The sequence below is a fragment of the uncultured Thiodictyon sp. genome (assembly GCF_903946935.1).
Classification (GTDB): domain Bacteria; phylum Pseudomonadota; class Gammaproteobacteria; order Chromatiales; family Chromatiaceae; genus Thiodictyon.
Genome location: NZ_CAJAXH010000177.1, coordinates 1 through 23,494 on the forward strand (window position 1 = coordinate 1; position 23,494 = coordinate 23,494).

23 protein-coding genes are annotated in these 23,494 nt (G+C 60.8%); 19 read left to right on the forward strand and 4 right to left on the reverse strand.

What is annotated here, in order from left to right; genetic code table 11:
• The 17 genes from QZX93_RS15310 to QZX93_RS15390 form a co-directional block, all read left to right on the forward strand.
• The coding region (locus QZX93_RS15310; protein ID WP_295394737.1) for an IS4 family transposase at positions 1-153 on the forward strand (153 nt) is incomplete at its 5' end.
• A 71-nt stretch (positions 154-224) separates the two neighbouring features.
• Entirely contained in the window at positions 225-1,394 is a 1,170-nt protein-coding gene (locus tag QZX93_RS15315; protein WP_295384023.1) for a restriction endonuclease subunit S, read from the forward strand.
• A 4-nt stretch (positions 1,395-1,398) separates the two neighbouring features.
• Entirely contained in the window at positions 1,399-1,710 is a 312-nt protein-coding gene (locus QZX93_RS15320) for a hypothetical protein (RefSeq protein WP_295384022.1), read from the forward strand.
• 37 nt (positions 1,711-1,747) lie between these two features.
• Positions 1,748-2,617: a DNA damage-inducible protein D gene (dinD, locus tag QZX93_RS15325; protein WP_295384021.1), complete on the forward strand. Its 870-nt coding sequence runs from the start codon at positions 1,748-1,750 to the stop codon at positions 2,615-2,617.
• 150 nt (positions 2,618-2,767) lie between these two features.
• Positions 2,768-3,097: a nucleotidyltransferase domain-containing protein gene (locus QZX93_RS15330; RefSeq protein ID WP_295384020.1), complete on the forward strand. Its 330-nt coding sequence runs from the start codon at positions 2,768-2,770 to the stop codon at positions 3,095-3,097.
• A gap of 93 nt (positions 3,098-3,190) precedes the next feature.
• A complete protein-coding gene (locus QZX93_RS15335; RefSeq protein ID WP_295384019.1) occupies positions 3,191-3,385 on the forward strand; it encodes a type II toxin-antitoxin system VapB family antitoxin in 195 nt (64 codons plus the stop codon).
• Positions 3,382-3,783: a PIN domain nuclease gene (locus tag QZX93_RS15340; RefSeq protein WP_295384018.1), complete on the forward strand. Its 402-nt coding sequence runs from the start codon at positions 3,382-3,384 to the stop codon at positions 3,781-3,783. The genes QZX93_RS15335 and QZX93_RS15340 overlap by 4 nt, the downstream gene beginning before the upstream one ends.
• A 60-nt stretch (positions 3,784-3,843) precedes the next feature.
• Complete coding sequence (locus QZX93_RS15345; protein WP_295384017.1) at positions 3,844-5,034, forward strand: hypothetical protein; 1,191 nt, start codon at positions 3,844-3,846, stop codon at positions 5,032-5,034.
• Positions 5,035-5,046: 12 nt separating this feature from the next.
• Complete coding sequence (locus QZX93_RS15350; protein WP_295384016.1) at positions 5,047-5,859, forward strand: Fic family protein; 813 nt, start codon at positions 5,047-5,049, stop codon at positions 5,857-5,859.
• A 46-nt stretch (positions 5,860-5,905) separates the two neighbouring features.
• Positions 5,906-6,664, forward strand: coding sequence for a Fic family protein (locus QZX93_RS15355; protein WP_295384015.1), 759 nt, complete (start codon positions 5,906-5,908; stop codon positions 6,662-6,664).
• Positions 6,661-7,809 (forward strand): hypothetical protein, encoded by a 1,149-nt coding sequence (locus QZX93_RS15360; RefSeq protein ID WP_295384014.1) that lies wholly within the window; start codon positions 6,661-6,663, stop codon positions 7,807-7,809. The genes QZX93_RS15355 and QZX93_RS15360 overlap by 4 nt, the downstream gene beginning before the upstream one ends.
• Complete coding sequence (locus QZX93_RS15365; protein WP_295384013.1) at positions 7,806-12,104, forward strand: hypothetical protein; 4,299 nt, start codon at positions 7,806-7,808, stop codon at positions 12,102-12,104. Before QZX93_RS15360 ends, QZX93_RS15365 begins: the two co-directional genes overlap by 4 nt.
• Positions 12,101-12,937 (forward strand): hypothetical protein, encoded by an 837-nt coding sequence (locus QZX93_RS15370; RefSeq protein ID WP_295384012.1) that lies wholly within the window; start codon positions 12,101-12,103, stop codon positions 12,935-12,937. Before QZX93_RS15365 ends, QZX93_RS15370 begins: the two co-directional genes overlap by 4 nt.
• The gene (locus QZX93_RS15375; RefSeq protein ID WP_295384011.1) at positions 12,934-14,067 is read left to right on the forward strand and encodes a hypothetical protein; all 1,134 of its coding nucleotides are present in this window, start codon (positions 12,934-12,936) and stop codon (positions 14,065-14,067) included. Before QZX93_RS15370 ends, QZX93_RS15375 begins: the two co-directional genes overlap by 4 nt.
• Before the next feature lie 244 nt (positions 14,068-14,311).
• Positions 14,312-15,994 (forward strand): ATP-binding protein, encoded by a 1,683-nt coding sequence (locus tag QZX93_RS15380; protein WP_295384010.1) that lies wholly within the window; start codon positions 14,312-14,314, stop codon positions 15,992-15,994.
• Positions 15,987-16,565: a hypothetical protein gene (locus QZX93_RS15385; RefSeq protein WP_295384009.1), complete on the forward strand. Its 579-nt coding sequence runs from the start codon at positions 15,987-15,989 to the stop codon at positions 16,563-16,565. The genes QZX93_RS15380 and QZX93_RS15385 overlap by 8 nt, the downstream gene beginning before the upstream one ends.
• A complete protein-coding gene (locus tag QZX93_RS15390) occupies positions 16,562-18,037 on the forward strand; it encodes a serine/threonine-protein kinase (RefSeq protein WP_295384008.1) in 1,476 nt (491 codons plus the stop codon). The genes QZX93_RS15385 and QZX93_RS15390 overlap by 4 nt, the downstream gene beginning before the upstream one ends.
• Positions 18,038-18,351: 314 nt before the next feature.
• Here QZX93_RS15390 and QZX93_RS15395 read toward each other — a convergent pair whose 3' ends face one another.
• Positions 18,352-18,633, reverse strand: coding sequence for a hypothetical protein (locus QZX93_RS15395; protein WP_295384007.1), 282 nt, complete (start codon positions 18,631-18,633; stop codon positions 18,352-18,354).
• Positions 18,634-19,129: 496 nt separating this feature from the next.
• On the opposite strand from QZX93_RS15395, the gene QZX93_RS15400 reads away from it, so the two are divergent.
• Entirely contained in the window at positions 19,130-20,020 is an 891-nt protein-coding gene (locus QZX93_RS15400) for a hypothetical protein (RefSeq protein WP_295384006.1), read from the forward strand.
• A gap of 322 nt (positions 20,021-20,342) precedes the next feature.
• Here the strand turns inward: QZX93_RS15400 and QZX93_RS15405 are convergent, their stop codons facing one another.
• A complete protein-coding gene (locus QZX93_RS15405; RefSeq protein WP_295384005.1) occupies positions 20,343-21,269 on the reverse strand; it encodes an SEC-C metal-binding domain-containing protein in 927 nt (308 codons plus the stop codon).
• Positions 21,270-21,785: 516 nt separating this feature from the next.
• Between QZX93_RS15405 and QZX93_RS15410 the strand changes: the two genes are divergently transcribed.
• Positions 21,786-22,100 (forward strand): integration host factor subunit beta, encoded by a 315-nt coding sequence (locus QZX93_RS15410; protein ID WP_295384004.1) that lies wholly within the window; start codon positions 21,786-21,788, stop codon positions 22,098-22,100.
• 36 nt (positions 22,101-22,136) lie between these two features.
• On the opposite strand, the gene QZX93_RS15415 is transcribed toward QZX93_RS15410, so the two are convergent.
• Positions 22,137-22,373, reverse strand: a complete 237-nt coding sequence (locus QZX93_RS15415; protein ID WP_295384003.1) for a hypothetical protein — start codon at positions 22,371-22,373, stop codon at positions 22,137-22,139.
• A 462-nt stretch (positions 22,374-22,835) separates the two neighbouring features.
• Complete coding sequence (locus QZX93_RS15420) at positions 22,836-23,387, reverse strand: hypothetical protein (protein WP_295384002.1); 552 nt, start codon at positions 23,385-23,387, stop codon at positions 22,836-22,838.
• Positions 23,388-23,494: the final 107 nt, after the last annotated feature.

The window sequence follows — 23,494 nt, forward strand, 5'->3', positions numbered from 1 at the left end:
AACGAGGTGCTGCGCCTGATCGCCCGCCTGGGCGGCTTTCTCGGGCGCAAGGGCGACGGCGAGCCCGGCCTGAAGACGATTTGGCTCGGCCTTCAGCGCGTCATGGACTTCGCCGCTGGGATCAAATTTGCCAGAGAGGCTCATGAGTTATGAGATGTGTGTAATGGGATGAGGTTAACGATATTGTCGTTGCGATTGGCGGGTATGTTGGAAACGCAAGCGTCTTGACGGAACCTGCGCGTGCAGTCATTGGTCAGCACAGCGCTATTCTGCCCTCTTTTCACGGCGGGCCAGCAGACTCAAGATTCTTATTGGCGTATCTGAACTCAAAGTTTGCCGAAGAGATTTTTCAGCGATTTGTTTCCGGGACAGTGCAACCAGGCGTCAATCTCGAAGACCTACGAGATATTCCGGCACCTGTACCCGATAAGGTATCTCAGTTATACATCGGCGATAAAGTCCGGCAGGGCGAGCGGCTAAGGTCTTGGGGCAACGCTCTTGGAAAAACGCTTTCCGAGTTGATTGCTAGATTTCAGGCACCGCCGATTTCTCGCCATGACCTTCAAAGTAAGGTAGAACCTGAACTACTGACCCATATGCTCACCGCGTCGACCTACCGGGATGAGTATGTCGCAAATCAGCGGTTCCTTAAGGGAGACTGCTCAGCTACCAGCCTTAGCTCCTATTTTCTTACCATCACCAACGGCTACGACGAGCGAACTGAGCTAGACGAAGGATTGCCGTATGTTAAGGTTGCTGATGTTAGGCCAGACTACATAGATGTCGCTCGATCGGGAAGGATCTGTCTTTCCAGTTTAGTCGAGGCTTCGCTCAATCAGAAGCCTGCCAGGGGCGACTTGCTCATCACCCGAAAAGGGAGCTTCGGATATGCCTCAGTGGTCATGGAGTCTACCGCGTTCCTCACTTCAAGCGAAGTCTTCGTTTGCAAGCCGAAGAAGCCGGAATTGATGCCCCTGCTGTCGCTGTTCTTGAACTCGCCAAGCGGCCAGATGCAGTTTCGGCAGTTTTCGACCGGAACCACGATGCCCGGTATCAACCAGGGCAACTTGGCAAACATCCTAATACCCAATTTTGATGCCGTCGACTTGGCTGCCGTCGCCGCCGCCTACAAGAGCCGCTATTGGGCAATGCGCTTTGCACAGATCCTCACCGAAGCAGCCAAACGCCTCGTCGAAGCCCTCATCGAAGGCCAAATCACCGAAGCCCAGCTCATCGACGCCCAACAGGCCCTTGAAGCAACCGACGACAGCCTGGACCGGGCGATCCTGGCGCGGCTCAAGACCGACGGTCTCGACGGCGGGGGTGAGCCCCTGTTCCCGGACCTGGACCAGCTTTATGACTTGCTGGAGAGGGCACCCGAGGTTGAGGCATAGTGCCATGAACCAGAATACTCACCACAAAGCCCCATCATCTTTGTGCTCTTCGTGCCTTTGTGGTAAATCCCGTTGGCTGACGGTGCAGGACTTCAACAGCCCATCCCTGATCGCCCAGATCGGCCGAGACCAGATGCCGCTTAACGGCATGCTCCGCGAGGGGCAAGAAAGTGTCGAGATCCAGCCGAAAGTCCTGCGCTGTCTTCGGGGCCGCCGGAAAAATACGCGCGATGACAGGACCTTGTCAGCGCTACTCAGGCGCGATCATTTGCGTGACATCACGAAAATGATCGCTGGCGGCGCCTTGTCGCGTTAAGTATTTCCGGTAGATAAAATCTTTAGGAAACAAAAATATGAAAACATCCATCGTGGCCAAACTTCACGCCGACTTCGAGGCGTTGGTGCATGTGGAGACTGACAGCGGCGTGGAGTTCTGGACTGCCCGCGACCTTCAAGGAATCCTGGGTTACGCCCGGTGGGAGAATTTCAGCAAGGTTGTCGAGAAGGCAAGGCTCGGATGCGAAACAGCAGGTTATCAAGGCACCGACCATTTTGTCGAAGTCACGAAGACCATCGAGCTGGGTAAGGGCGGCACACGAGTTGTGCCGGATGTGCTCCTGACTCGGTACGCCTGCTACCTGATCGCGCAGAACGGCGATCCGTCGAAAGATGCGATCGCTTTTGCTCAAACCTATTTCGCCGTCCAAACGCGCAAACAGGAGATCATCGAGCAGCGGCTCGCCGAGGTCGAGCGGCTCCGAGCACGTAAGAAGCTGACCGATTCGGAGAAGTCTCTGTCCGGCGTTATCTTCGAGCGGCTTCAAAACAATCAGAGTTTTGGCCGCATTCGCAGCAAAGGGGATAGGGCGCTATTTGGTGGCCACTCGACTCAGGACATGAAGGAGCGGCTTGGGATGCCCGAGACGCGCCCGCTTGCCGATTTTCTGCCGACCATCACCATTAAGGCGAAGGATTTTGCTAACGAAATAACCGTTTTCAATATTAGCAAGGACGACCTTCGGACCGAGACGGGAGTGACTAATGAGCATGTCAAGAACAATGCAGATGTTCGTCAGCTACTGATGGATCGAGGTATTGTTCCGGAAAACCTGCCAGCGGCAGAGGATGCGAAGAAGGTCGAACGCCGAGTGCTGGCGGAGCAAAAGAAGTTGGCAAAGCAATCTGATCCGCTCGCCGGCTTAGACCATGGCGATGAAATCTGAGCAAATTTCCGTTTCTCGTTCCCGCGCTCCAGTATGGGAATGCCTTACGGCCGCTCCAGCGCCCCGCTGCGACGCTGGAAGCCCGATCATCTTTGTCTTTGGGTCCTTTGTGCCTTCGTGGTGAATCCATGCTAGCCAACGGAGCAGAACGTGGATAGTGCGACAGAACGAACCGCTCGGATATTTCTGGAACGAGTGCGCCAACACTACGACTTGGCGGGCGCGCTGCTGTATGGCAGCCGAGCGAGACACGATGCGGATCGCGACAGCGACGCGGACATCGCCGTGCTCCTGCGAGGCGCTTCGGGCGCGCACGTGGATGCTGCGTTGGAGATGGCCGGCATCGCCTTCGATATGATGCTCGAAACCGGCGTGCTGGTGGATGCGATCCCGTTCTGGGCGGACGAGTGGACGCACCCGGAGCGATTCGCCAACCCGGCGCTGATCGCCAACATCCGCCGCGATGGGGTTGCGTTGTGAGGCCCGACGCGTATCTCACGAAGGCCATTATAAATGGTCAGAGTTGAGCGATAGCCATCCTTGTGCCTACGAAAACTGATGAGTGGAGAGGCCGTGAACACCCAAGTCGTGATTGATGACCAATTGATGAAAGAGGCATTGCGTCTGACCGGACTGAAGAGCACAGAAGATGTCATCGAAGTTGCTTTGCAGGAACTGATTGAGCATCGACGCACCGATGCGCTTGCTAAAGCCTTTGGTCAGATGCCATGGGAAGGCGATCTCGATGCCATGAGGACAGACCGATGATGGTGGTGGATTCATCAGTCTGGATCGACTACTTCAACGGTCGACAAACGCAGCAAACCTTGTATCTGCGCGATAAGGCGGATCGTAGCCTGATTGTCGTGGGTGATCTGATCCTGTGCGAGGTTCTTCAAGGGTTTCGACACGACAAGGATTTCCAGGCTGCGCGGCGACTGCTACTCAGTTTCCGGTACCTCGATATGGTAGGGCAAGGGGTCGCATTGGAAGCGGCTAGGCATTATCGCGCCTTACGGGCACGAGGGGTTACCGTGCGCAAGACGATCGATGTATTGATTGGCACTTTTTGTCTCGAGAATGACTTCGAGCTGCTGCACGATGACCGCGATTTTGACCCGATGGAAACGCATCTCGGTCTGCGCGTCGCCTGCCTGGAGCCTTGAGGCAATGACCGGCCGCCAAGCCCAGTCCCGACGCCCCCAACAGAGGCAGGAATCGCCCCGATGAAGAGACCCGCCTCGCTGCTCGATATCGGCCAGATGCCGAAACTCGACGAAACCATGAAGACCCTCTTCGACTGGCTTGTGTCGAAGGAGTTGGTGGGCGAGGGCAGTACCATGGACCTTCAATCCGAGGATCTCAAGGACGCGGCGTTGCTCGATGGCGCATCCATGGCCATCGCCCAGGCGACGGGGCGCCGCGAGCCGAGCCGACGCAAGACCCAGAAGGAGATGAAGGACCTCAAGGAACGCTTCAAAGATAGGTCACCGGTTGGTGTGACCCAGGAGGCGGTCTGGGGTGCGGTGCGCGATCCAGCGACCAGTGTCCGTGCCCTCAACTGGCAGAAGCTGCCCGCCGATGCCATGGCCTTCTATCGACCGTTCCACTTCCGGCCTTTCGATCAGTGGGGCATCTATCTACTTGTCGGCCCCCTGCTCGACTACCACGGGCGGCTCCAAGCGTTCAGCAGCGACCTGAAGCTCTATTCGCCCGAGGTGCTGATGCACCTGGTGCTGTTCGAGATCTTCAATCACGAGTTTTTTCACCATCTGGCGGAGTCGACGGCGACCTCGTTGGAGATCCTGTCTGCGGCCCAGGGGAACGTTCAGCCAGTCTATCTGACCTATCGTCAGGCTCAGCGTAGCACCGGGTTCGACTACCCCCATGCCCCGTTGGAAGAGGCCCTGGCCAATGCCTATGCCCACAATGCGCTGAGTTTCATCAGCCGAATCAAGGCGGGCTATAAGACGGCCACCATCAAGAGCTATCAGGAGGCGATCAAGCAGCATTGGCACTTGGAGCCGGCTGGCTACCGGGATGCCGCCTTCTACATCGATTCAGCCTACGTGGCGGGCGGCGCGCACCTGTTGGCACAGATGCTCGGTGACCCGGGGGCAGTGAATGTCGCGCCCCTGAGCTGTCTCGCCAAACACCTGATGCCCAACGGCTTCACAGCCCTATTGCAGAAGCCGGATATCCCAACCTATCTGGTTGGCAGCGATCAGGCGCTGGCGGCATTCGCAGCCCTGGTCCCGGCGCCCAACGAGGCTTATACGCAATTGTTCTGGCCGTTCAACTCCCAGGCCATTGACGCGTTCGTGGCCCAGAAACAGGAGGAAGAGAAGGCCAAGAGGAAGGCCGCGCCGAAGGGAAGCAAGAACGCCCGCCAAGGTGAGCTTGATCTTTCTCAATAGCGATCATTGCGTATGAATATCAACGAGCTGAAAGCCTTCAACGGACTGGACCCGGATATTCGCGCGGCGCTGCTGGCCCAGATCCGGGACCTCTGGACTCATGGTTCCACGGCGATCGAGGGCAACACCCTGACGCTGGGCGAGACCAAGTTCGTCATCGAGGAGGGGCTCACGGTTTCGGGCAAGCCGCTGAAGGACCATCAGGAGGTGATGGGGCACGCGCGCGCCATCGAGCTGATCTACCGCTGGCTGGATCTTGGATTCACACAGGACCAGTTGTTCGATCTGCATCGGGCCGTTCAGACCGAGGTAATCCTGGACATCTTCAAGCCGTTCGGCGCTTGGAAAGTGGAGCCCAACGGGACCTATGCAGTGACCGCGGACGGGCGCCAGACCTTTATCGAGTACGCGGCCCCGCGGGATGTACCGGCACTGATGACCCAATGGCTTGCAGAGCTGAATCGCTTGTCCGAGGAGAACCTGAGCGAGGTGGATGCCATCGCGGCCTATGCGCGGCTGCACCTGGGTTTTGTGCATATTCACCCGTTCTGGGACGGTAATGGGCGCATGGCGCGGTTGCTCTCGAATGTGCCGGTGCTGCGCTCGGGCCACCTGCCGGTGGTGATCGATGTGCAGGACCGCAAGCGCTATATCGACACCCTGGCGGAGTATCAACTGAGTGCCGGTCAGTTGAGCCCCCAGGGCGGAGTCTGGCCAAGCCCGGACCTGGAAGGCCCCTTTTTGGCCTTTTGCGAGGCGTCGTACGCGGCGACACGGGCACTGGTCCGTCAGGCCCAGGCGCAGCAGGCCAAGCGTGTGCGCTAATACCAATCGTTTCCTTTCTTCGCGGTGAACCAACTGGACTGAGAGAATGATGGACAGCGACCGAATCTCTGTGCTGAAGCGGCGTCTGGACGCCTTGCGCCCCTTATCCAGGGGGGCGTTGGAGTCGCTGGAGGCGTGGTACGAGGTGGAGCTGACCTACACCTCGAACGCGATTGAGGGCAATACGCTGACGCGCCAGGAGACGGCGCTGGTGTTGGGGCAGGGGATCACGGTCCGGGGCAAACCGCTCAAGGACCACCTTGAGGCGATCGATCACCAGGACGCCTGGCGCTTTGTGCGGGAGCTGGCGCAGCGCGGGGTGCCGATCGTGGAGTACGACATCCGCCAGATCCACGCCTTGGTACTGGGGCGCAGCGATCGGGAGGAGGCGGGCCGCTACAGTCAGCGACAGCGCATGATCTTAGGCTCCCTGGCGGTGCTCCCGTCACCGGCCGAGGTGCCGGCGCTGATGGGCGATTTCACCCGCTGGCTGGCGGCGGCGCCTCCTGATCCGGCAACGGCCGGCGAGGCCCACTATCGACTGGTCGCCATCCATCCCTTCACCGACGGCAATGGACGTACCGCACGCCTATTGATGAACCTGATCCTGTTGCAGGCCGGATTCCCCCCCGTGGTGATCACGCCGGAACAGCGGCCGGACTATGTGGACGCGCTTGAAACCCGCCATGTCAGCGGCGACGCGGGTCCCTGGCAGGCGTTCATGACGGAGCGTCTGATCGAGGGCCTGGAGCGTTATCTGGAGATCCTGGAGAAGGAGCAAGGTCCAGCGGAGACGGGGGCATGACGGCGGTGCTTAAGGTCCTCCAACGGCTGTTTAGCACCGGCACCTGTGCGGCGGACGATGAGTCTCTGGCGCCCTTGCTGACCGGCCTGGCGCACCTGAGCGCGGACGGTGGCCGCTGGGTGATCAGTCGCCAACTGCTTGGGCTGCGGCAGACCCTGAGCGGCGATCAGGAGGCCATCGCGGCGGTCTTGGCCACCCAGCTTGAGCTGCGCACACCTTGGGCGCGGCTACTCGCGGGGCGCTGCCGGGAGGCGGGGCAGCTTGCGGACGCTAATGTCTTGGTGCAGTTGGTGAGCCGCCTCGGCGGGGCGGCGGCCTGGGTCGAGGCCGCGATGCCGCAGGCGACCCTGGACTCGACGACGGCGAAGGCACTGGAGCGCGAACTCTTCGGCTTCACCGCGGATCAGGCCCAGGCGACGCCGGTGCTGACGCGCGTCATGGCCGCGGCAAGCCAGCTCGCCCACTGGCAACAGGGGCCGCTGCCCGTGCTCAACCCGATCGATCGGACTGGCGAGCGGGTGGATGCCAACTGGTGTCCCGGGCGCCTGCTGGCCCAGCCGGATAGCGTCGGGTCGGACGAGGACTTCATCCTTTGCGGCCGCTGGCCGGGCGAGGAGGGGGCCGATCCATTCGCTTGGGTGCAGTGCGGCCCGTGGCCATTGCTGCTCGCGGCCATCGGCTATGTACAGGACTCCTGGGCCGCGGAGGCGCGCGGCGGGCTGCTGCTGGAACTGCCGCCAGGCCAGTATCCGCACTATCCAACCGAGATTGCGGTGCTGGTGGCGGGGGACGACGGTGCCGAGGTGCTGTGTGGGTCGCTGGGCGGCTTTGTGCTCGGCCTACTCAGTCGCTTGAATATGGGGCTGTTTCCGGCGCCCCTGACGGAGGCCGCGCTGAACGCCCGGTTGTCGCCACTGATCGGTGAGCTGCAACGGCGCCAGGTCTGGCGCTTTCAGGAGGGGCTTTCGGGTCAGCAAGGCTTCTATCGGATTCACCCGAAATTCTCTGACGCTTGCTACCAGATCAGCGGCGTGCGCACCCTTGGGCTCAATGGCAGGGGCCTGCGCCGGGCCATTCGTGAGCAGGCGGAACAGTGGCGGATCGAGCGACAGGGTCGGATAGCGACATGGGGGAGCGGGGTATGAGCGAGGCTAGAGAGATGGATTTGACGCCGGAGTATGTCGTGGGGCTGGCGCAGCGGCACCGCTGGGCGGCCACTGGTGTCTCGGACTACCCACCACGGGACCCGCTGGTGGGTCAGACCCGATTCTTCAAGCGCTATAAGACCTTTATCCAGACGGTCGATCAGGAGCAGGACAACTTTGCCCATGTGTTCGCGGTGGAGGGTGAGTGGGGACGCGGTAAGTCCAGACTCGGCCACGAGCTGATCGCCCAGATCAATGACTGCTCCAAGGGGTGGTATGTTCGTGGGGAGACGGGCGCGCTGGCGTCCGCCCCCTTGTTCGACGACGCCCACCGCCGTGATGAATACCTTGGGCTCTATATCCGTTACTCACAGTTGGCCTCGGACTATCAGAATTCGGACAACTGGTTCGCGTTCGGGCTGTACAAGGCGCTGCTGCCGTTGGCGACCCGGGCCTTCGATGGGTCGATTCAGAGCGAGATCGCACGCCAAGCACTGCGGCGCCTGGAGCCCGAGGGCTTCGACCCCGCACGGCTGCGTGAGCTGCTGCAACTGGATGCGGCCCACACGGAGGAACAACTGTATTTCGAGCCGAGGCTGGTCATCGACCTCGTCCAGGCGGCCTATGGGTATCTGTGTAACTTCGGTATTCGCTATGTCCTGGTGGTACTGGACGAGTTGGAGACGGTGGCCGAGGCGGCGACCTTCGGCCTGGAGCAGGACGAGGCCAAACGCATGGATGGCCAGGCGATCCGCCTGATCGGCAAGGCCATCAAGGAGGAGGACCCCCGCCGCGCGCTGCCCTGGCTGCGCTACGTGGCCCTGTGCTCGCCGCTCTTGGGGCAGCAGTTGCGGGAGATCCAGTCCACGGCCAGGCGCTTCGAGCTGGTGGAGTTGGAACACAACGCCTTTGCCGACGTCTCCGACTACCTGGGGCAACTGCGCCTGGCGCGTAAGCTGGCCTTCGACTATCCGACGGGGCTGGTCGAGGCGGCCTATGCCATGAGCGGGGCCAACTTTGGCTGGTTCAACGTTGTCATGGCGAACGTGGATGCCGTGCTGGAGCAGTTCATCGCCGCCGGAAAGCCGATTCCCGACACCGGTCTGGTGTTCGAGGCGGTGCTGGCGAGCTCCGGACGGGTGGCCGCCCATGTGCTGGACGACAATGCTATTGAGGGTATCGACACCGCAGACCAGGCGCTGTTGGCGCTTGCCCGGCGGTTGCTGTTTGGCCAGTTGCCGATGGCGCTGCCCGAGTGCCCGCCGCGCATGACCGAGCTGCTGGAGCATCAGAACGAATACAGCGAGCCGGTCGCCAGTCGCTACCGCCGCGTGCGCTGGGACCGGCTTGACTGTCGGCGGGCACTGGAGGAGGCGAAGTTCCAGCGGGACAAGGGCGAGTGGTTTTATCCCGGCGTGGAGCAGGGGCTGAATCTCCTGGCCCTGCTGCAAAACCTGCGGACGTTCGCCATCAAGGAACCGGAACCGGATGCCTTGCTGATCCCGTTGTCCCACGGCGAGTTCAAGCACTTGGTTGGTCTGCTCTACGGTCATCCGGCCGCCGAGTTTGCGGCCGACGCGCTCTGGCAGAAGTTCGTGGGTACGGACAAGGAACTGGGAGCGGAGGAGGCAACCCACATCGGCCCGAGTGTCGCGATGTTGCTGCGGTTGGACCTGCGCTATCGCACGCAACAGAATAACTCGATGATCTTTCGGGACCCCGGTTACGCGGATGCCCACAGTGCGGGTATGCGTGCCTTCGAACAGGACTGTCGGGTGGATGCGAGCCTGCGCCCACGGACCCGCCTGACGGGCCTGTTTCGGTTGCTGGACCGCAACTGGCAGTATGACGAGCCAGCCTATCCCAACAAGGACAACCTGGTGGTACAGGCCGCACCCCATCGGCGCCAGGGCGGCAAGGGTGGGCTCCTGTTCTGCGACGCCTTGATGTTGCATCCAGACAATCAGGCCTGGTTTGCCTGGGTGAGCAGTACGGAGGAACTGAACCGCTTGCACGCGCTGGCATGCCGTGTGCGCGGCGAGACTGGGCGCTTCCCGGTGATGGCCTTTACCGGGTCCTTGGGTGTCCTCGACTACTACGATAAGGGCGGATTCGACGACGACCCCCGGCATGGTAAGGATGACATCCTGCTCTATTACCTCAACAGTTCCGAGCTGGATGTCGTGGAGCGTATCGGGTTGCTTCCGCCGTACCGGTCGGGCTTCGAACTCAAGGACGAGGCCTTTACGACCAAGTTCAAGAGCCGCCTCCACGGCATCCGCGACTTTACCTACAGCGCCATCACGCACTGGCGCCAGCGCCTGGACGCACGGGGCCTGATCGCCTGGCCGCTGCGCCCCGGGGGCAAGCTGAACCCGGAGGAGCGCGACCTGCTGTTCAGGGGCTGGAACTTGTTGGCGATCGAGGAACCCAAACTCGGCGGACTCCAGGCGCTGCTGCCGGGGCATGGGGTGGATGCACAGGCCCTGGCCGCCCTGTTCGGCCGTCTGACCCTGAGCAGTCGGGTGGTGAGTCAGGGCTATGACAAGAACGAGCACGCCGGCTTGTTCCTGGACCTGGATCAGCCGGAACAGGCACAGGCACGCTTCCCGCCTTTCCTGGCCCGGATCGCGGACCCAAGCAAGTCACGCTGCTGGACCCTGGAGCAGGCGCGCGCGAACTGGTACTGGGGACACTTGTCGACCGCTTCAGGGCTTTCGCCCAAGAACGTCTTTGAAGATTGGATGTGGTGGTGTGCCGCGCTGAACCTGCTGAAGATCGAAGATGACACCCTCAAGGCGCCCAAGTGGATACAGGTGACGCGGGCCGAGTTGAAGGCAGGGGTGCAGATGGCCGGAAACTGGCTGGACGGTCCGACCGCGGACGGCTACCGGGCCGCGGTGAAGACCTTGGAGCGGGTCTATGGCCTGGACAAGATCCCCGGCTATTTTGCCCCTAAGGGGGCCGCGCCCCAGGGTACCCAGACGACGGAGGCGTTGGATCGCATCGACAAGGCAGAACGCTTGCTGGCGGATCTGGCAACGCAAGAGCAGGCATTAACCGAGGTGAGTGAGCTCACGGCGATCCGCGAGCGCCTGCCGGCGTTGATCAAGGCGCGCACCGCGGTCAGGGTCTTGGTGCGACTGGTTCGCCCTGAGCTGGTACCCAAGGTGAGCATCGATCACGTCCGTACCTTGCGCCTGGAAGACACCAGGCTGTCGCTCTACGAACGGGTGGAAAGTGCCCGGCTCTTTGCGGAGTTTGTCGATCGGACTGGAACGGCGATTGCCGGCCACGCCAGCGCCCTGATTGCGCGCATCGACGCCGACGAGGATGCCCAGCCACCCTTTCCCCGGCGGCTGTTCACACTGTCTCTGGAGACCATCCGCAACATCCTCGCCGGCGCCTTGGAACGGACGGCGGACACGGCGACGCAGCAGGAAGAGACCAACGCGGGCAGCGAGACACTGCTGCATTTTCTGCGCTCCCTGCAATTGGATAAGGCGTCCGAGCGCCTGGATTTGCTGGGCCACGAGGTGGGCTATGACCCGCTGACCGGCGTCAACAAGCCATTCGAGGAGATCGGCGGGTACATCCTGCACGCGTACCGGCAATTCAAGGAGAAGTACAAGAGCGCCTTGAGCCAGACCGAGGCGGTCCGGGCTCGCATCGACGCGGCGCGACGGATATTGGACCCGCTGCCCGGCGACTATGATGGCCCTGATCACCCCGCTCTGTTGGAGGACTACCTGGCACAGCATCAGCAGATCGCCGACAGTTTCGATGAGCTGGAGGAGCAGGCGGACGAGCAATTGAAGAAGATCAACGGGCAGGCACGTAAGGGGCAGTTCGTTGCCATCCGGGAGGTGCCGGACACGCTGATGAAATCACTGATCACCCAGTCCGCTGTCCTCGGCGGTCGGGTGCAGAAGATCGAGAACGTCATTGCCGGCTACCAGGCAGCGAAGCTGGAGGCCGTGAACAGTGGTCTGCGGGTGTTGCTCAATCCGCTGTTCGTGGCGTCCCGGCTGGCGCCGATCCCGCCGCTCGGGATGACGGAGGTAGGTGCTCTGTCGCTCCATGACCTGAATGTCGAGCTTGATCTGCGGGTACAGGAATGGCACAGGTCGGCCGAGCGCGCGTTGGCGGACACCGGCATCACGGTGGAGCGCTGGTGCGAGATTGCTCGGGTGTTGTTGGATGATCGGCAGCCGAGCGTGTCGACCGAGGAGCAGCAGGCGCTCGTGGACAAGGGAATGCTGCAAAGTCGGCTCGCCTTCCGAGTGCCGGCATGAAGGTCTTTCTGGATGCCAAGCTTGCCGGGCATCGCCGCGGACGCTTTCTCGCGGCGGCGCTTCAGGCACAGGGGCTCGGTGACACCTTGCCGGAAGCGGGCGTGCTGCTGATGATCGGAAAGGATTTACAGGCGGCGGGGGCGGCGGACCGGGATGCACTGACCGCTTGGTGCTCTGGTCCGGGGCGCACCTTGTTGCTGTTGCCGCCGTACAGCGAGGGGCCGGTGCTTGCATCATTGGACTGGACGATCGGGTTCAGGGACGCGGCGGCGCCGGCCGAAGGGCCGCATGTCGCCTATCTGCTCGCGCAGGAGACCACTTACCTGTTGCATGGCCGAGACGGCGACTGCGACCGTGAGGCCGGACACCGGTGGCCGGACTACTCGGTTAACACACGGTTCAGTAAGGCCCACTCCGGCTCGGGTGTTTTGGCAGCGACCTGTCTGCCGCTGTGGTCGATCACCTTGCTGAACGAGGCCGCTGCGCTGAACCACTGGCTGCGGGGGTTGCACCGACACGCCGGGCTTGCCGTGGAGCACCGGGGGATCGATGCGATCGTTGCTGGGTCTGTCCCACTTGCGCCCGAGGCACTCGGGGTGATGGTGTGCCTCTGCGGTTGGCAGACGGGCGATCCAGACGTGATTTTCAACGCGCTGGAAGCACAGCCGGTGCCGATGTTTCAGCTTGACCGGGAGCGGGTCGCCGAACTGCTTCCGCAATTGCGGGCGGGGGGGTATCTGGACGAGCAGGGCCTGTCCGCGGCGGGTGTCGCGGCCCTGCGCGCCTCACCCTACTGGGGCTTTGCGGTGCGATTGCGGGAGGAGTTGGCATGACCGGTATCAGCTTGGCGCAGACGCTTGCGATCGAGAGTCAGATTCGCCTGCCGGGCTCGGCGGGCCGCCTGATGAAGCAGATCCGGGACATCGAGGCGGTGGCGCCGCTCTTTCGGGATGCGGGGTTGGTGAAGACGGTGCAGCGACCTGCGGTGATCGATCTGCGTGTCTCCGGCGTTGCCACCCGTTCAGCGGTCAAAAACGCCTTGGGCGGGTTCATCTATGCCTGTGCCGGCGTGCGGACCGATATGGTTATCGCGCAGAATCAGATCAGCACCAGGGGCAGCGACTCGATCTCAGAGCTGGACGATATCGACTTCGAGGCCCAGCGCAAGCGCTTGGACCTGATTGAAATGCGGCATGGCTACCGGTTGGCGGAGCGACTACTCGGCGAGTCGTCGCCATCGCAGCTCATATTGCTCGACACCCCGCTCTTTATCAGCCGCGATCTGGTGCCGCAAAGACATCACAAGAAGCACCTGGGTGACTATGAAAGGACCCGTGAGGTCATCGAGAAATTCTGGGAGATCCATCGCCCTGAGTTGTTTCCCTGGAACCCGCGAGGCCCCGTCATGGCAAGCATCGTGGCCGAGCGCTTCAGCGCCATCGTGAGCATCGCCCGGCGAGACCTGCGATCGGCGGATGGCCGCAAGCACCTGCTCTTGAGCGATGGCTTCGACGAGGATCAGGCCGCCCGGCTCTCAGGGCTCGATGACAAGCTGTCCGGGATTGGCGACCAGCGCTTTGTTCATGGCATCCTGGGTTCCTTTACACGTACCATGGCCTATCGTATGACTGAAAGCCAACCGCGCATGACGCCTGAGGAAGCCGTGGCCGGCGGCCTGATCGGATTTCACTACCGGGGCGGACGCGGGAGTGACATCCAGATGGTCCAGTTGGCCGGAGAAGAACAGGACTGGGACAGCGCGGCACTCGACGCGGTCGCCTGGAAACTCATGGTGCTCGACATGCAGAGCCAGCGCCGGGCCTACCCCTTGCCCCAGCTGCTGGGTTACGAGCAACTAAAGGCACTCGACCAGTTCGCTGTCTATTACCGGACCGGCCTCAGTGACGCGATGAGACGCAACGATATCGAAGAGACCTGGTTGTCTGGTCTGGATGGGAAATGATGAATCATCAATCCAGGTTCGGAAATTTGCACCACAAAGGCACAAAGGACACAAAGAATTTCAATGCGTTGTGCTGCGGCTGTACATTGGCGCCGCGGTTAGCCGAATCGGGACAGCAACGTATTTTCTTTCTTTGTGATCTTTGTGATCTTTGTGATCTTTGTGTCTTTGTGGTGCAAAGTCTTTTTCTTGGGTTAGGGTTATTTCTATCTTTGTGGTGCAAATGCGCTTTCCAGGTTCTTAAATGAAACACAGCGTGCTGGGAAAATTGGTCGGCAACACCGGGGACTCCGCCAAGTTGACGATGGTGGTGAACGGCTCCTTTGCCGTCCGGCGAGGCGAGTTCGTCCGGATCATGCACCAGGAGCGGCAGGACGAGCCGCGGGTACCCGTGCTTGGGCGGGTGATCCGGATTCACCGCTCAAACCTGTTGTACAACGCCGGGTTTGGGGACGGAGTGACCGAGCTTGAGTTGCTGCCCGGGGCGAGCGTCACCGGAGAACAGTTGTACGCGAATCTGGAACTGATCGGCTACCGCGATCCGGAAACGCGCCAGATCAAGATCCCGCGTCGGCCGCCGGACCCCGGCGTGGCGGTTGAGACGGTTGATTTCCAGTTCCTCGCTGATTTCTATGAGTTCAACGAACACACCAGCTTGCATCTGGGGAACCTTGTCGGCTACGAGCACGGCGAGAACACGGTACCGGTGTTCCTCGACGTCAACAACCTGGTTACCGAGCACCTGGCGGTATTGGCAATGACCGGCTCAGGTAAGTCCTACACGGTGGGTAGAATCATCGAACGGCTGGTGGCCATCAACAATGGCAGCGTGGTGGTCTTCGATCCTCATGGCGAATACGGGCGCGCCTTCGCCAAGGGGCAACTGCAATTCGGCCAAGTCGAGGGGATCGACGATCCTCGCGACCGGCATACGCTCCCGCGCATCAAAGAGATGTTCGAGCGGTTGCAGGCCGCTGATGCCGGCATCCAGGTCTATTCACCGCAGCACGAGTCGTTTCGGTACAAGTACGCCGGCAAGAATCGTCCGCTGGCGCTTCAGTTCGACCGCTTCGAGATGGACGATGTGGCGGAGATCCTGCCGGGGCTGACGGAACCCCAACAGCGTGTGCTGGATGTGGCCATGCGTTATTGGCGCCATGTGGATAGGACCGAGCCGCGCGACATCAACCGTTTGCGTTATTTCCTCGGCGACGGAATCGATGAGATGAAGGGCTGGGATGACCTGTCGGATGCGGAGGCCAACGCCTTGAGCGGGCGCAGCGCCGCAGTCGCCTCCATGAAACTGAGCCGGGTCCTCAACGAGGCCCAGAGCTTTTACTCCGCCACCATGGCAGAGTCCACTGACATCTATCGCATGATCGGGCGACCTTCGAACCGCAAGGGTCGCCTCATCGTTGTCGATCTCCAGGGTCTGAGCGATACCGCCAAGCAGGTGGTCTGCGCCTTGCTTTCCAGCGAGATCCTGCGTGCGGCATCCAGCAAGACCGACCCGCTACGCCCCTGTTTTCTGGTCTACGAGGAGGGGCACAGTTTCGCCCCCGCCGACGGCAAGGCGGTGAGTCATCGGGTGATCAAGAAGATCGCGGGAGAGGGGCGCAAATTCGGTGTCGGTTTTTGCATCGTGAGCCAGCGTCCGTCCAAGCTCGATGCCGATGTGACCTCTCAGTGCAACACCTTGATTACCATGCGTCTTAAAAACCCGGACGATCAGCGCTTCATCGCTAAGGCGTCCGATATGGTGAGTAAAGCCGACTTGGACGAACTACCGAGCCTGTCGACCGGTGAGGCTTTGGTCTGTGGTCGGTCCATCCCGGCGCCGCTGCTCGTCAAAGTTGGCGGTAAGGCGTTGGTGCATGGCGGGGAGTCACCGCAGGTGCTCCAGGTCTGGGATACCTTTCATGAATGACGAGATCGCGCGCATCAGGGAGACACTGGAGGGTTCTGATTTTCTCCAGCGCAGTTTCCCGGTCCTCTTTCACCCTGGGGTGAAAGACGAGGATGTGCTGATCCACAGCATTGGCTGTAGCCTTTGGAATACGCTAGGCCACGAGTTGGGATTTTCGGCGGTGGTGGAGGCGCCCGCGCCTACTGCCGCTGGCTGCGATATCCGCTCCGACTCCGTTTGGTTTAATCGATCGACTTGGTCCCCGGAAGTTCTGATCGAGTTCGAGCGTTTCGAGGGAGGCGCGCGCGGAACCACGAAGCTCGATGCCAAGGTTGCCAATCTCTTGGAGGCGGCGTCGCGCTGGGGACGCGGACCTCGTCTATTGATTTTGTCTGCCTGGAGCAAAGGGATTGTCAACGCCCCAAGCGTCGACAGCTTCCGCCATGCGCTATTACGTGGAATCAAGAACAGTTTGGGTGTCCATGTTCCAGGTCGCCCTGGGTGTGCTTTGCTCTTTATTCGCTTCATCTTTCGGACCCAAGCCCCCGGACTTCTCACCTTGCACTCACGCAGTTTCGCGGAGGTCGCGTGAAACCCACGAGCGCCCATTTTCTGCCCGGCGCCAATAAGGTCCTGGGCGACCGGTATCGACTATTGGAATGTCTGGGGGATGGTACCCACGGTTGGGTCTGGCGTGCCGAGCGGTTACGCGATGGCACCATCGTTGCGGTCAAGATCCCGAAGCAGTTGTCCAGAGACGATCGCTACTTGGCGGAAGGCAAGGAACTCATCGGCGTTGCTGATCATCCCAATGTGATAAAGATCTTTGATGTCGGTCGGGTACCGCCGGAAAGGGAATGGTATGCCATCGAAATGGAGTATTTTCCGAGCGAGAGTCTCGCGCAGAAACTGGAAAGTCGCAGCCATCACTTCGGCAATACCTACCAGCGGCTCTTCAAGATTTACGATCAAGTATTAGCTGCGGTTGCCTATCTGGCGTCGCTGGAAACACCAATTTCCCATGGGGACATTAAGCCGCATAACATTCTGGTCGGACAGGGCGACTTGGTGAAGCTCACCGATTTCGGGAGTTCTGCGCTACCGGAAGAGATCTATGTCCGGACGCGGGAGAATGGTGGCACCGTGCTGTACTCAGCGCCGGAATACTCCGATTGCGTGTCCCGCAAAGGGACCTTTCAGCAGCTGTTGGCCGGGGATATCTACAGTCTGGGCGTGCTTCTCTATCAGCTGACGACCGGACGGCTTCCGCACGATACGCAGTCCCAGGTTCGCAGTCACGCCGTCTTTCCGCAGCCGAGAGAGGTTAATTCCGGCATAGCACCAAGTATGGATGCGGTGATCCTGAAGTGCCTTCGCCGTGACCCTGGTGAGCGCTTCGCTTCCGTCGATGCGTTGAAGGATGCCTTTAGGGCGGCGAGCAAGACTCAACTAGATTATGTTCCAAATACGTCAATCTCCATCGGTCAAAGCAGTGCCGATGATTGGTCAAGCGACGTTGTCCGCGCCCTTGAGCAAAAGGATTATGCCCGAGCGGCGCGCATCGCCGCGCTGGAGCATGCGCGGTCCAATGATAGTGATGCCCTGGTGATGCAGCTTAATGCGCTTTTCCGGGCGGAGCGGTGGTTTGATTTCGAGCGCGTCTTTACGGCACAGTCGGATCTCGCGGGGATGTCCGGTGTCGATGGGTCTACCATTCGCCTGCTGGGAATCAAGGTGTTTCTGCGGTTGCGTAAGCTCGATGTTGCTCAAGATCTGCTCCGGATCGCGGCTGAAAACGGCGAATCCTCGCTCGAACATGGACTGTGCGAGGCATCGATCTGGGGCATGGAAGCTGACTATAATCAGGCCCGGACGCTTCTGGACGACCTGAATCGCCAGTATCCCCGCAACCCGGATGTCCTCAGGCGTCTCATCCAGGTGTGCGAGCAGCAGCGCGACTATCAAGGGTCCGCTGGCTTCCTGCGGGTCGCGCTTAAGGTCACGCCCGACGACGAACGACTCTTGGTCAAACGGCAGAGATACGAGGCGTTGGGGGCCTGGTGACAATGCGTGGAGGCTATTTGTAGCCCTGCGCGGTCTGGCGGCCGAGGGCACCGCCACGGCCCGACAGGAGGGGATCGCGGGGCGCACAATGACGTTCAATATTCGCTTCTACGGCTTCGTAGGCTTCCTTACCGTGCTATTTTTCCGTTTCGTGAGTTGATCCCAATTTCCTCTTTGAACGGCTAGCCTTGGCTGACAACCCAGCGGCCGTCGCGGCGCTCCTGCCTCAGGCACTATAGCAGGAGGACATCCAGAGCGGGCCGTCAAGCCAGTCGTTCGCGGGACGCTTACGTACCGTTGATCATTGCGCCCGCTCAAAAGGGGATTTCATCATCATAGAACGGCACCGGCTCCGACTCAACTGGGGACACCGGGTCGCGCGCCGGTTCGCCGTGACCCTGTGAGCGCGCGCTGCCGGTCGGCTTGGCGGACGTGGTCACTACCAGCGAGTCGCACAGCATGGCCCAGGACTCGCGCGGCTCGCCGTCCACGGGGGTATAAATGCCGCGGGTCATGCGCCCCAGGGCGGCGACCATCTGTCCCTTCTGCGCCCGCTGCAAGGTCTGCGCGGCGGCACCAAACGCGAGGAGACGCAACCCACAGGGTTTCCGGCGCCGCCGCATCCCGGGGCGTGACATCGACGGCGACGTGGACCGTGGTCATACCCTTGCCGCTCTTGGTGGTGCGGGCCACGGGATCGCCACCCAGGCGACCGTCCAAATTGGCGATCAGGCTCATGGGATGAGCTCCTTGGTTGACGGTGCTCTTGTGGTGATTCTTGTCCAACCCCTGGAACTTGGGGGCGCGGCATTGGGATCGGAACAGTGAGATCGAGGCCTTGGCGCCGCCCGCGCCGGGCGAGACCTCCTCACGCGGCATTCAGCCACGGCTGAGGGAGACGGTGGCGCAGCGTCAGGACCTGCCGTGTCGTGTCCGGTCGCTCCGGCGCGCGTCGGCGCCGGTTGGACACGAGGGGCGACGCTGGGGTAGCGTTCCAGTGACGGTCGCGTCGCCTCGATAGGGCCGACGCCAACGATCTATCACTCTGACGCGGTCCGCGCTGCCACGGCGGCGCCTTGCGCTGGTACACCCATGAGTAAGCCACCCGAGAGGCTGCCGCCGCTGACGCTCAACTGGCGCTTCGTCCAAGACTTTCTGGCGCAGGACGCACCCTGCTTCGCGCTCGGCCTAATGGAGGCCCACGGCCAGCCGTATGCCGTCCTGGCGTTGCGGCCAGGCGTCGAGGTCCCGCCCGACATCACCGACCTGGGTTTCAACCTGGGTCACACGGTGCTGGGCGGCGCCGATTTCGAGCTGATTCACTTCGCCTTCGAGTTTTACGAGTTCGCCACCTACAACGTGCTGCTCAATCCAAGCAACCCGCAGGTGCGCACTGTCGTGGGCCGAATGCTCGAACACGGCGGCTACTTCATCCTGGCCATGGGTCCTGAGCAGCAGGTGTGCGCGTTTCGCGCCGAGGTCGGTGCGCACGACCTGCACGGCTTGCGCGACCACAGCCGTCGGATTGCCCGCTCCACGACGACGCCGGCACAGTATCACGACACCTTGGCGCAGTTTCGCGCGCGGCCGAACCCGCCCGGTCGGCTGCTCAACTGGGTCTGTCGGGACCAGGCCGCCGCGTTGGACCTGACGACCGATCGGCTGGAGCTGACGTCGGCGCCGGCGCAGCGCGCCAGGCCGCCCGCCGACGCGGGACCACGCGCGCTCGCCGCTGCCTTGGATGCCCACGTCACGGCACTGACACAGGGCCGTCTCACTGATATCGAGCTGTTCGTCGCGATGGCCGACCACCTGCCGCTGTTCAAACAGCTCATGGACCGGGTCGCCCCGGACGAACTGTCCGCCCTGTGCGCCGTCTATCCTGGGCTGTATCGTTTCGCCAAAGTGCTGGAGCAGATCGCCGCCGGCATCGCCGCGGGCGACATCAAGGTGCCTGGCGGAGCACCACCAACAGCCGTATGAACCTGTTTTACCCAGATCAGCTACGGTCCGGGGATCTAGGCCCGGACTCGCACAGAAGACCGCTTAGGAGACGACGAGTTTGCCGTGATTCTGTCCACGGTCGCCGATGCGCGCGGCGGATCTGGCCATGTACGACATCAAGCGCCGCGGAAATAACGGCTGTGCGATGGCCGATAGCTGTAGCGACCTGAAAACATAAGGGCCTGACAATCTTCGGAAAGATTATGTGAATATTTCAATAGCCGTTACAATTATCTTATACCACGCACAAGCGGGCTAATTTGCGTCTATAGCGTGATGGCCGATAATCGAAATTATGCACTTAGGCCCGCCATGACTTCATTGGAGCGTTTAAACAGCATTTCTTATACTTCTTACCACTCCCGCAAGGACAACGATCATTGCGACCGACGGATTGACGCGTGGGGATCGCCGCCGCATGGCGGGGATGGCGGGCTTGGTATCCTCGATACAGCGATTTCAGCCGGTCATGGTGGCGTTGAAATAACGTCGCATAGGCATCGGTATTCAACGTCTCGGCGACGCGGTTCAAAAATGGCGGGTCTTCGTCACCGACGTTTTCGATCCGCCACGTTTTCGTCTGATAGTTGAGAAAGAGCGCCGGCATCGGCGCTTCCAATGGGCGGTCGGCCGCGTCATGCGGAGCGCTGAGATCCAGCAAACCCACCGCGACATCGGTACAATGACAGCCGGATTTTACGCAATAGAGGTCATCAAGCTGGAAGCGCCGATTTTCAATGTCCAGTATCTGGAAATCGGCGTAAGGCAGGATGCCATGGAATCTCACCATGGAGGAGTGTTGCTCAATGTCATCCGCAGGGAACGGCGCATCGATCTCTTCATCGGGAGTCTCGTCCGTAATTTGGCGTTTGCGGGAATAAAAAATTGCGGCTAATATCCGCCAATCTCGTCCGGACAAGGCACGAACAAAGGTGTCACCGATGCGTTGCTCTGAAACGGATCGTTTTTTAATCCCGGCATCCAGTTTCTGCTTGAGTACGTCAACACGCATTTCGAACAAGGGGGTGTCCGTTCCCGTGTATTTTGACACGGACCCTGGCTCGTCTGGCAACAGGCCCACAGACACCACGCTACATCGACATGCGGGATCGTCGCAGATGCCAAGCCCGAGACGATACTGTTTGCCCGCCAGTTCGCCAAGCTCGGATTCAGAAGGGAAGGTGAACGCGTATTGACTCCCGCTGGGTGTCTTGATTTCTGTCAGCATGGATGGTCACCTTGGTGGCATGGAGCGAAGGGGCTTGCGAGTGACGTCGAGGCGAGGACACCGCGGTGCGCCAGGTTAAACGGCCTGAACGGCTTCGGTCGCCGCTACTGTGCGCGCGAAGGCGCCCTGAAAGGTTACTGACGGGGGCAACCTGTCGAGCACGCCTTGGGCGTTTAATGGTATCGTCGTAGTTGACCTGGATGGCCCAATAAGCGCGAAGCGGTCACCAGGTGGCACATAAGCAAACCCACTAATAATGGGTCTAGGTACAACGGGACAGGAAATCCATGTAAGGTCGTAACCCAACGATTCTCAGCGTTCTCTGACTGTTGCCTCGCCCTCGCCGGGGTAGACCTCGGCGGAATGTTCCGATGTGACGGATTTAGCACCGCGTTAGGGCCTTGGGGTCTGCACACCGCGGCCATCGCAGGTACAATACCACGCGATGCGCGGGAAGCGAACCACTTAGCAATCAAGCAACCGCAAGCGCTTACCGGCCAACGAGGAAACCGATCCATGACGAAAAGCGAGTTGACCGACGTGCTGGCCGCTGGGCAGGCGGGGCTCGACTACAAGGACGTAGACGATACGGTACATAAGATCGTCGAGCGTATGAGCGCCGCGCTCGGCGCCGGCGAACGGATCGAGATCCGCGGCTTCGGCAGCTTTTCGCTGCACTACCGCCCGCCGCGGATCGGGCGCAACCCCAAGACCGGCGACCCCGTGGCCCTGGCCGGAAAGCATGTCCCGCACTTCAAGCCGGGCAAGAATCTGCGTGAGCGGGCAAACGGGGCGTTACCGGGAGCCGCAGCGGCGCTCGCGCGTGGGTAGCTTGCCGCCCAACCGAGGCCAACGTGCGCGCGGTGCCTAGGGGAATAACTCGCGCCGGAGGCTGCATCCGGCAGACCCCGGCTTGTCGCCGCGCTTGACCAAAAAGATGGAGGCGATCATGTCCGCACGGAGCAGTTCTCCGACCAGGCAGGGTAGGTCGAGCAGCGTGTTCTTACCCGCACCGTTGGCGCCGACGATGACCTGAAAATCGGTCAGGTCTATGGCTAGGCATTCAAAGCAGCGGTAGCCGGTCGCTTCGAGACGCGTGATCATTTGCCAGGCTCCGGGTGCGTGGTGCGGAATTCGGCGTAGGCCTTGGTGATCGCGGGCAGGTCATCATCGAGAATGCGGGTCTTGCGGCGCATGGTGCGCATGCGAAGACTACCGCCGGATCGCCCACAGCCTCGCCCGAAAAGGAAGGTGCCGCCGGAGCAGCATACTCCATCAGTGACTCGGCGTGAATCGGTTTTGTTCTGGTTCGATTGGGTCGGTTGCGGGGAGTTCGCATCATCGACGGTGGCCGCCGACGCCAGCACTTGGCCGTTGCGCTGGGAGTTAGCGCGTAGTTGGAGGCTTGGCCTACAGGGCATCCGCAAGGAAGAACTGGTCCTGCGCATGCCCAGAATAAAAACGTTGCACCTCGCCTTGCAACAACCGGCACCTACCTAAAATGGCTGTTGCTGGCCCCGCGACGTGTCGGGGCAGGCGGGAGATTAGAGCAAACAGTAGAGGGTGTTACTCCGGTAAGCTAAACACCTGCCGCGCACAGACAGGTCCAGCTTGCAATTCTGCTTGGGTGGTACTTTTGTCCTTATCGAGGTGAATTGGATAAACGGGAGTGCCCAGTCCAAATTCAACTACATAATCGCCAGACAGCAGCCGCGTTATCAGCTTACCTAACGCTTTTTGAACAAAAAAGCCGTCAGCATCACCTAACCAAATTTCAGTTTCTGGCAAAGAAGCCACAATTTCAAGGTTCACATATTGTGTTGTCCCCTGCATACTGGAACACCTCTGATCCTGTTGTAGCAGATTATCGTCGGAATGATCACCATCAAGTTCTTCCAACAAACTGCTTAGTGAGTATTCGGCGCTGCCGCTGGTCTCTCCATTATTGAGCGCCTGCCGCAAGGCCAGTATACGCGCTGAAGGACAATCTTGGCTGCCGTTCCTCCCGGACCCACTCAAAATGGCGGCGCGCGAAAATTCCTCTTCCAGCGCATCATAGGCGGATTGGTATGCCGGATCATGCCGCCACTGGTAATGAAGATCAGAAAGTTTCGTCACGGTGTGGACTCTCTCGTCATGATGTTGTGCCTGTAAAACGCCTACGAGCCGTCAACATTCGCTAAACATTCTTGCTCTTGATGATCGCTCCCGGCTGACGCACTGAA

What these genes read in the sequence shown, in the direction of transcription:
- QZX93_RS15320 (WP_295384022.1), top strand. Translation starts at nt 1,399, where the DNA reads ATGAACCAGAATACTCACCACAAAGCCCCATCATCTTTGTGCTCTTCG.
- dinD (WP_295384021.1), top strand. Translation starts at nt 1,748, where the DNA reads ATGAAAACATCCATCGTGGCCAAACTTCACGCCGACTTCGAGGCGTTG.
- QZX93_RS15340 (WP_295384018.1), top strand. Translation starts at nt 3,382, where the DNA reads ATGATGGTGGTGGATTCATCAGTCTGGATCGACTACTTCAACGGTCGA.
- QZX93_RS15345 (WP_295384017.1), top strand. Translation starts at nt 3,844, where the DNA reads ATGAAGAGACCCGCCTCGCTGCTCGATATCGGCCAGATGCCGAAACTC.
- QZX93_RS15350 (WP_295384016.1), top strand. Translation starts at nt 5,047, where the DNA reads ATGAATATCAACGAGCTGAAAGCCTTCAACGGACTGGACCCGGATATT.
- QZX93_RS15355 (WP_295384015.1), top strand. Translation starts at nt 5,906, where the DNA reads ATGATGGACAGCGACCGAATCTCTGTGCTGAAGCGGCGTCTGGACGCC.
- QZX93_RS15360 (WP_295384014.1), top strand. Translation starts at nt 6,661, where the DNA reads ATGACGGCGGTGCTTAAGGTCCTCCAACGGCTGTTTAGCACCGGCACC.
- QZX93_RS15365 (WP_295384013.1), top strand. Translation starts at nt 7,806, where the DNA reads ATGAGCGAGGCTAGAGAGATGGATTTGACGCCGGAGTATGTCGTGGGG.
- QZX93_RS15370 (WP_295384012.1), top strand. Translation starts at nt 12,101, where the DNA reads ATGAAGGTCTTTCTGGATGCCAAGCTTGCCGGGCATCGCCGCGGACGC.
- QZX93_RS15375 (WP_295384011.1), top strand. Translation starts at nt 12,934, where the DNA reads ATGACCGGTATCAGCTTGGCGCAGACGCTTGCGATCGAGAGTCAGATT.
- QZX93_RS15380 (WP_295384010.1), top strand. Translation starts at nt 14,312, where the DNA reads ATGAAACACAGCGTGCTGGGAAAATTGGTCGGCAACACCGGGGACTCC.
- QZX93_RS15385 (WP_295384009.1), top strand. Translation starts at nt 15,987, where the DNA reads ATGAATGACGAGATCGCGCGCATCAGGGAGACACTGGAGGGTTCTGAT.
- QZX93_RS15400 (WP_295384006.1), top strand. Translation starts at nt 19,130, where the DNA reads ATGAGTAAGCCACCCGAGAGGCTGCCGCCGCTGACGCTCAACTGGCGC.
- QZX93_RS15405 (WP_295384005.1), bottom strand. Translation starts at nt 21,269, where the DNA reads ATGCTGACAGAAATCAAGACACCCAGCGGGAGTCAATACGCGTTCACC.
- QZX93_RS15410 (WP_295384004.1), top strand. Translation starts at nt 21,786, where the DNA reads ATGACGAAAAGCGAGTTGACCGACGTGCTGGCCGCTGGGCAGGCGGGG.
- QZX93_RS15415 (WP_295384003.1), bottom strand. Translation starts at nt 22,373, where the DNA reads ATGATCACGCGTCTCGAAGCGACCGGCTACCGCTGCTTTGAATGCCTA.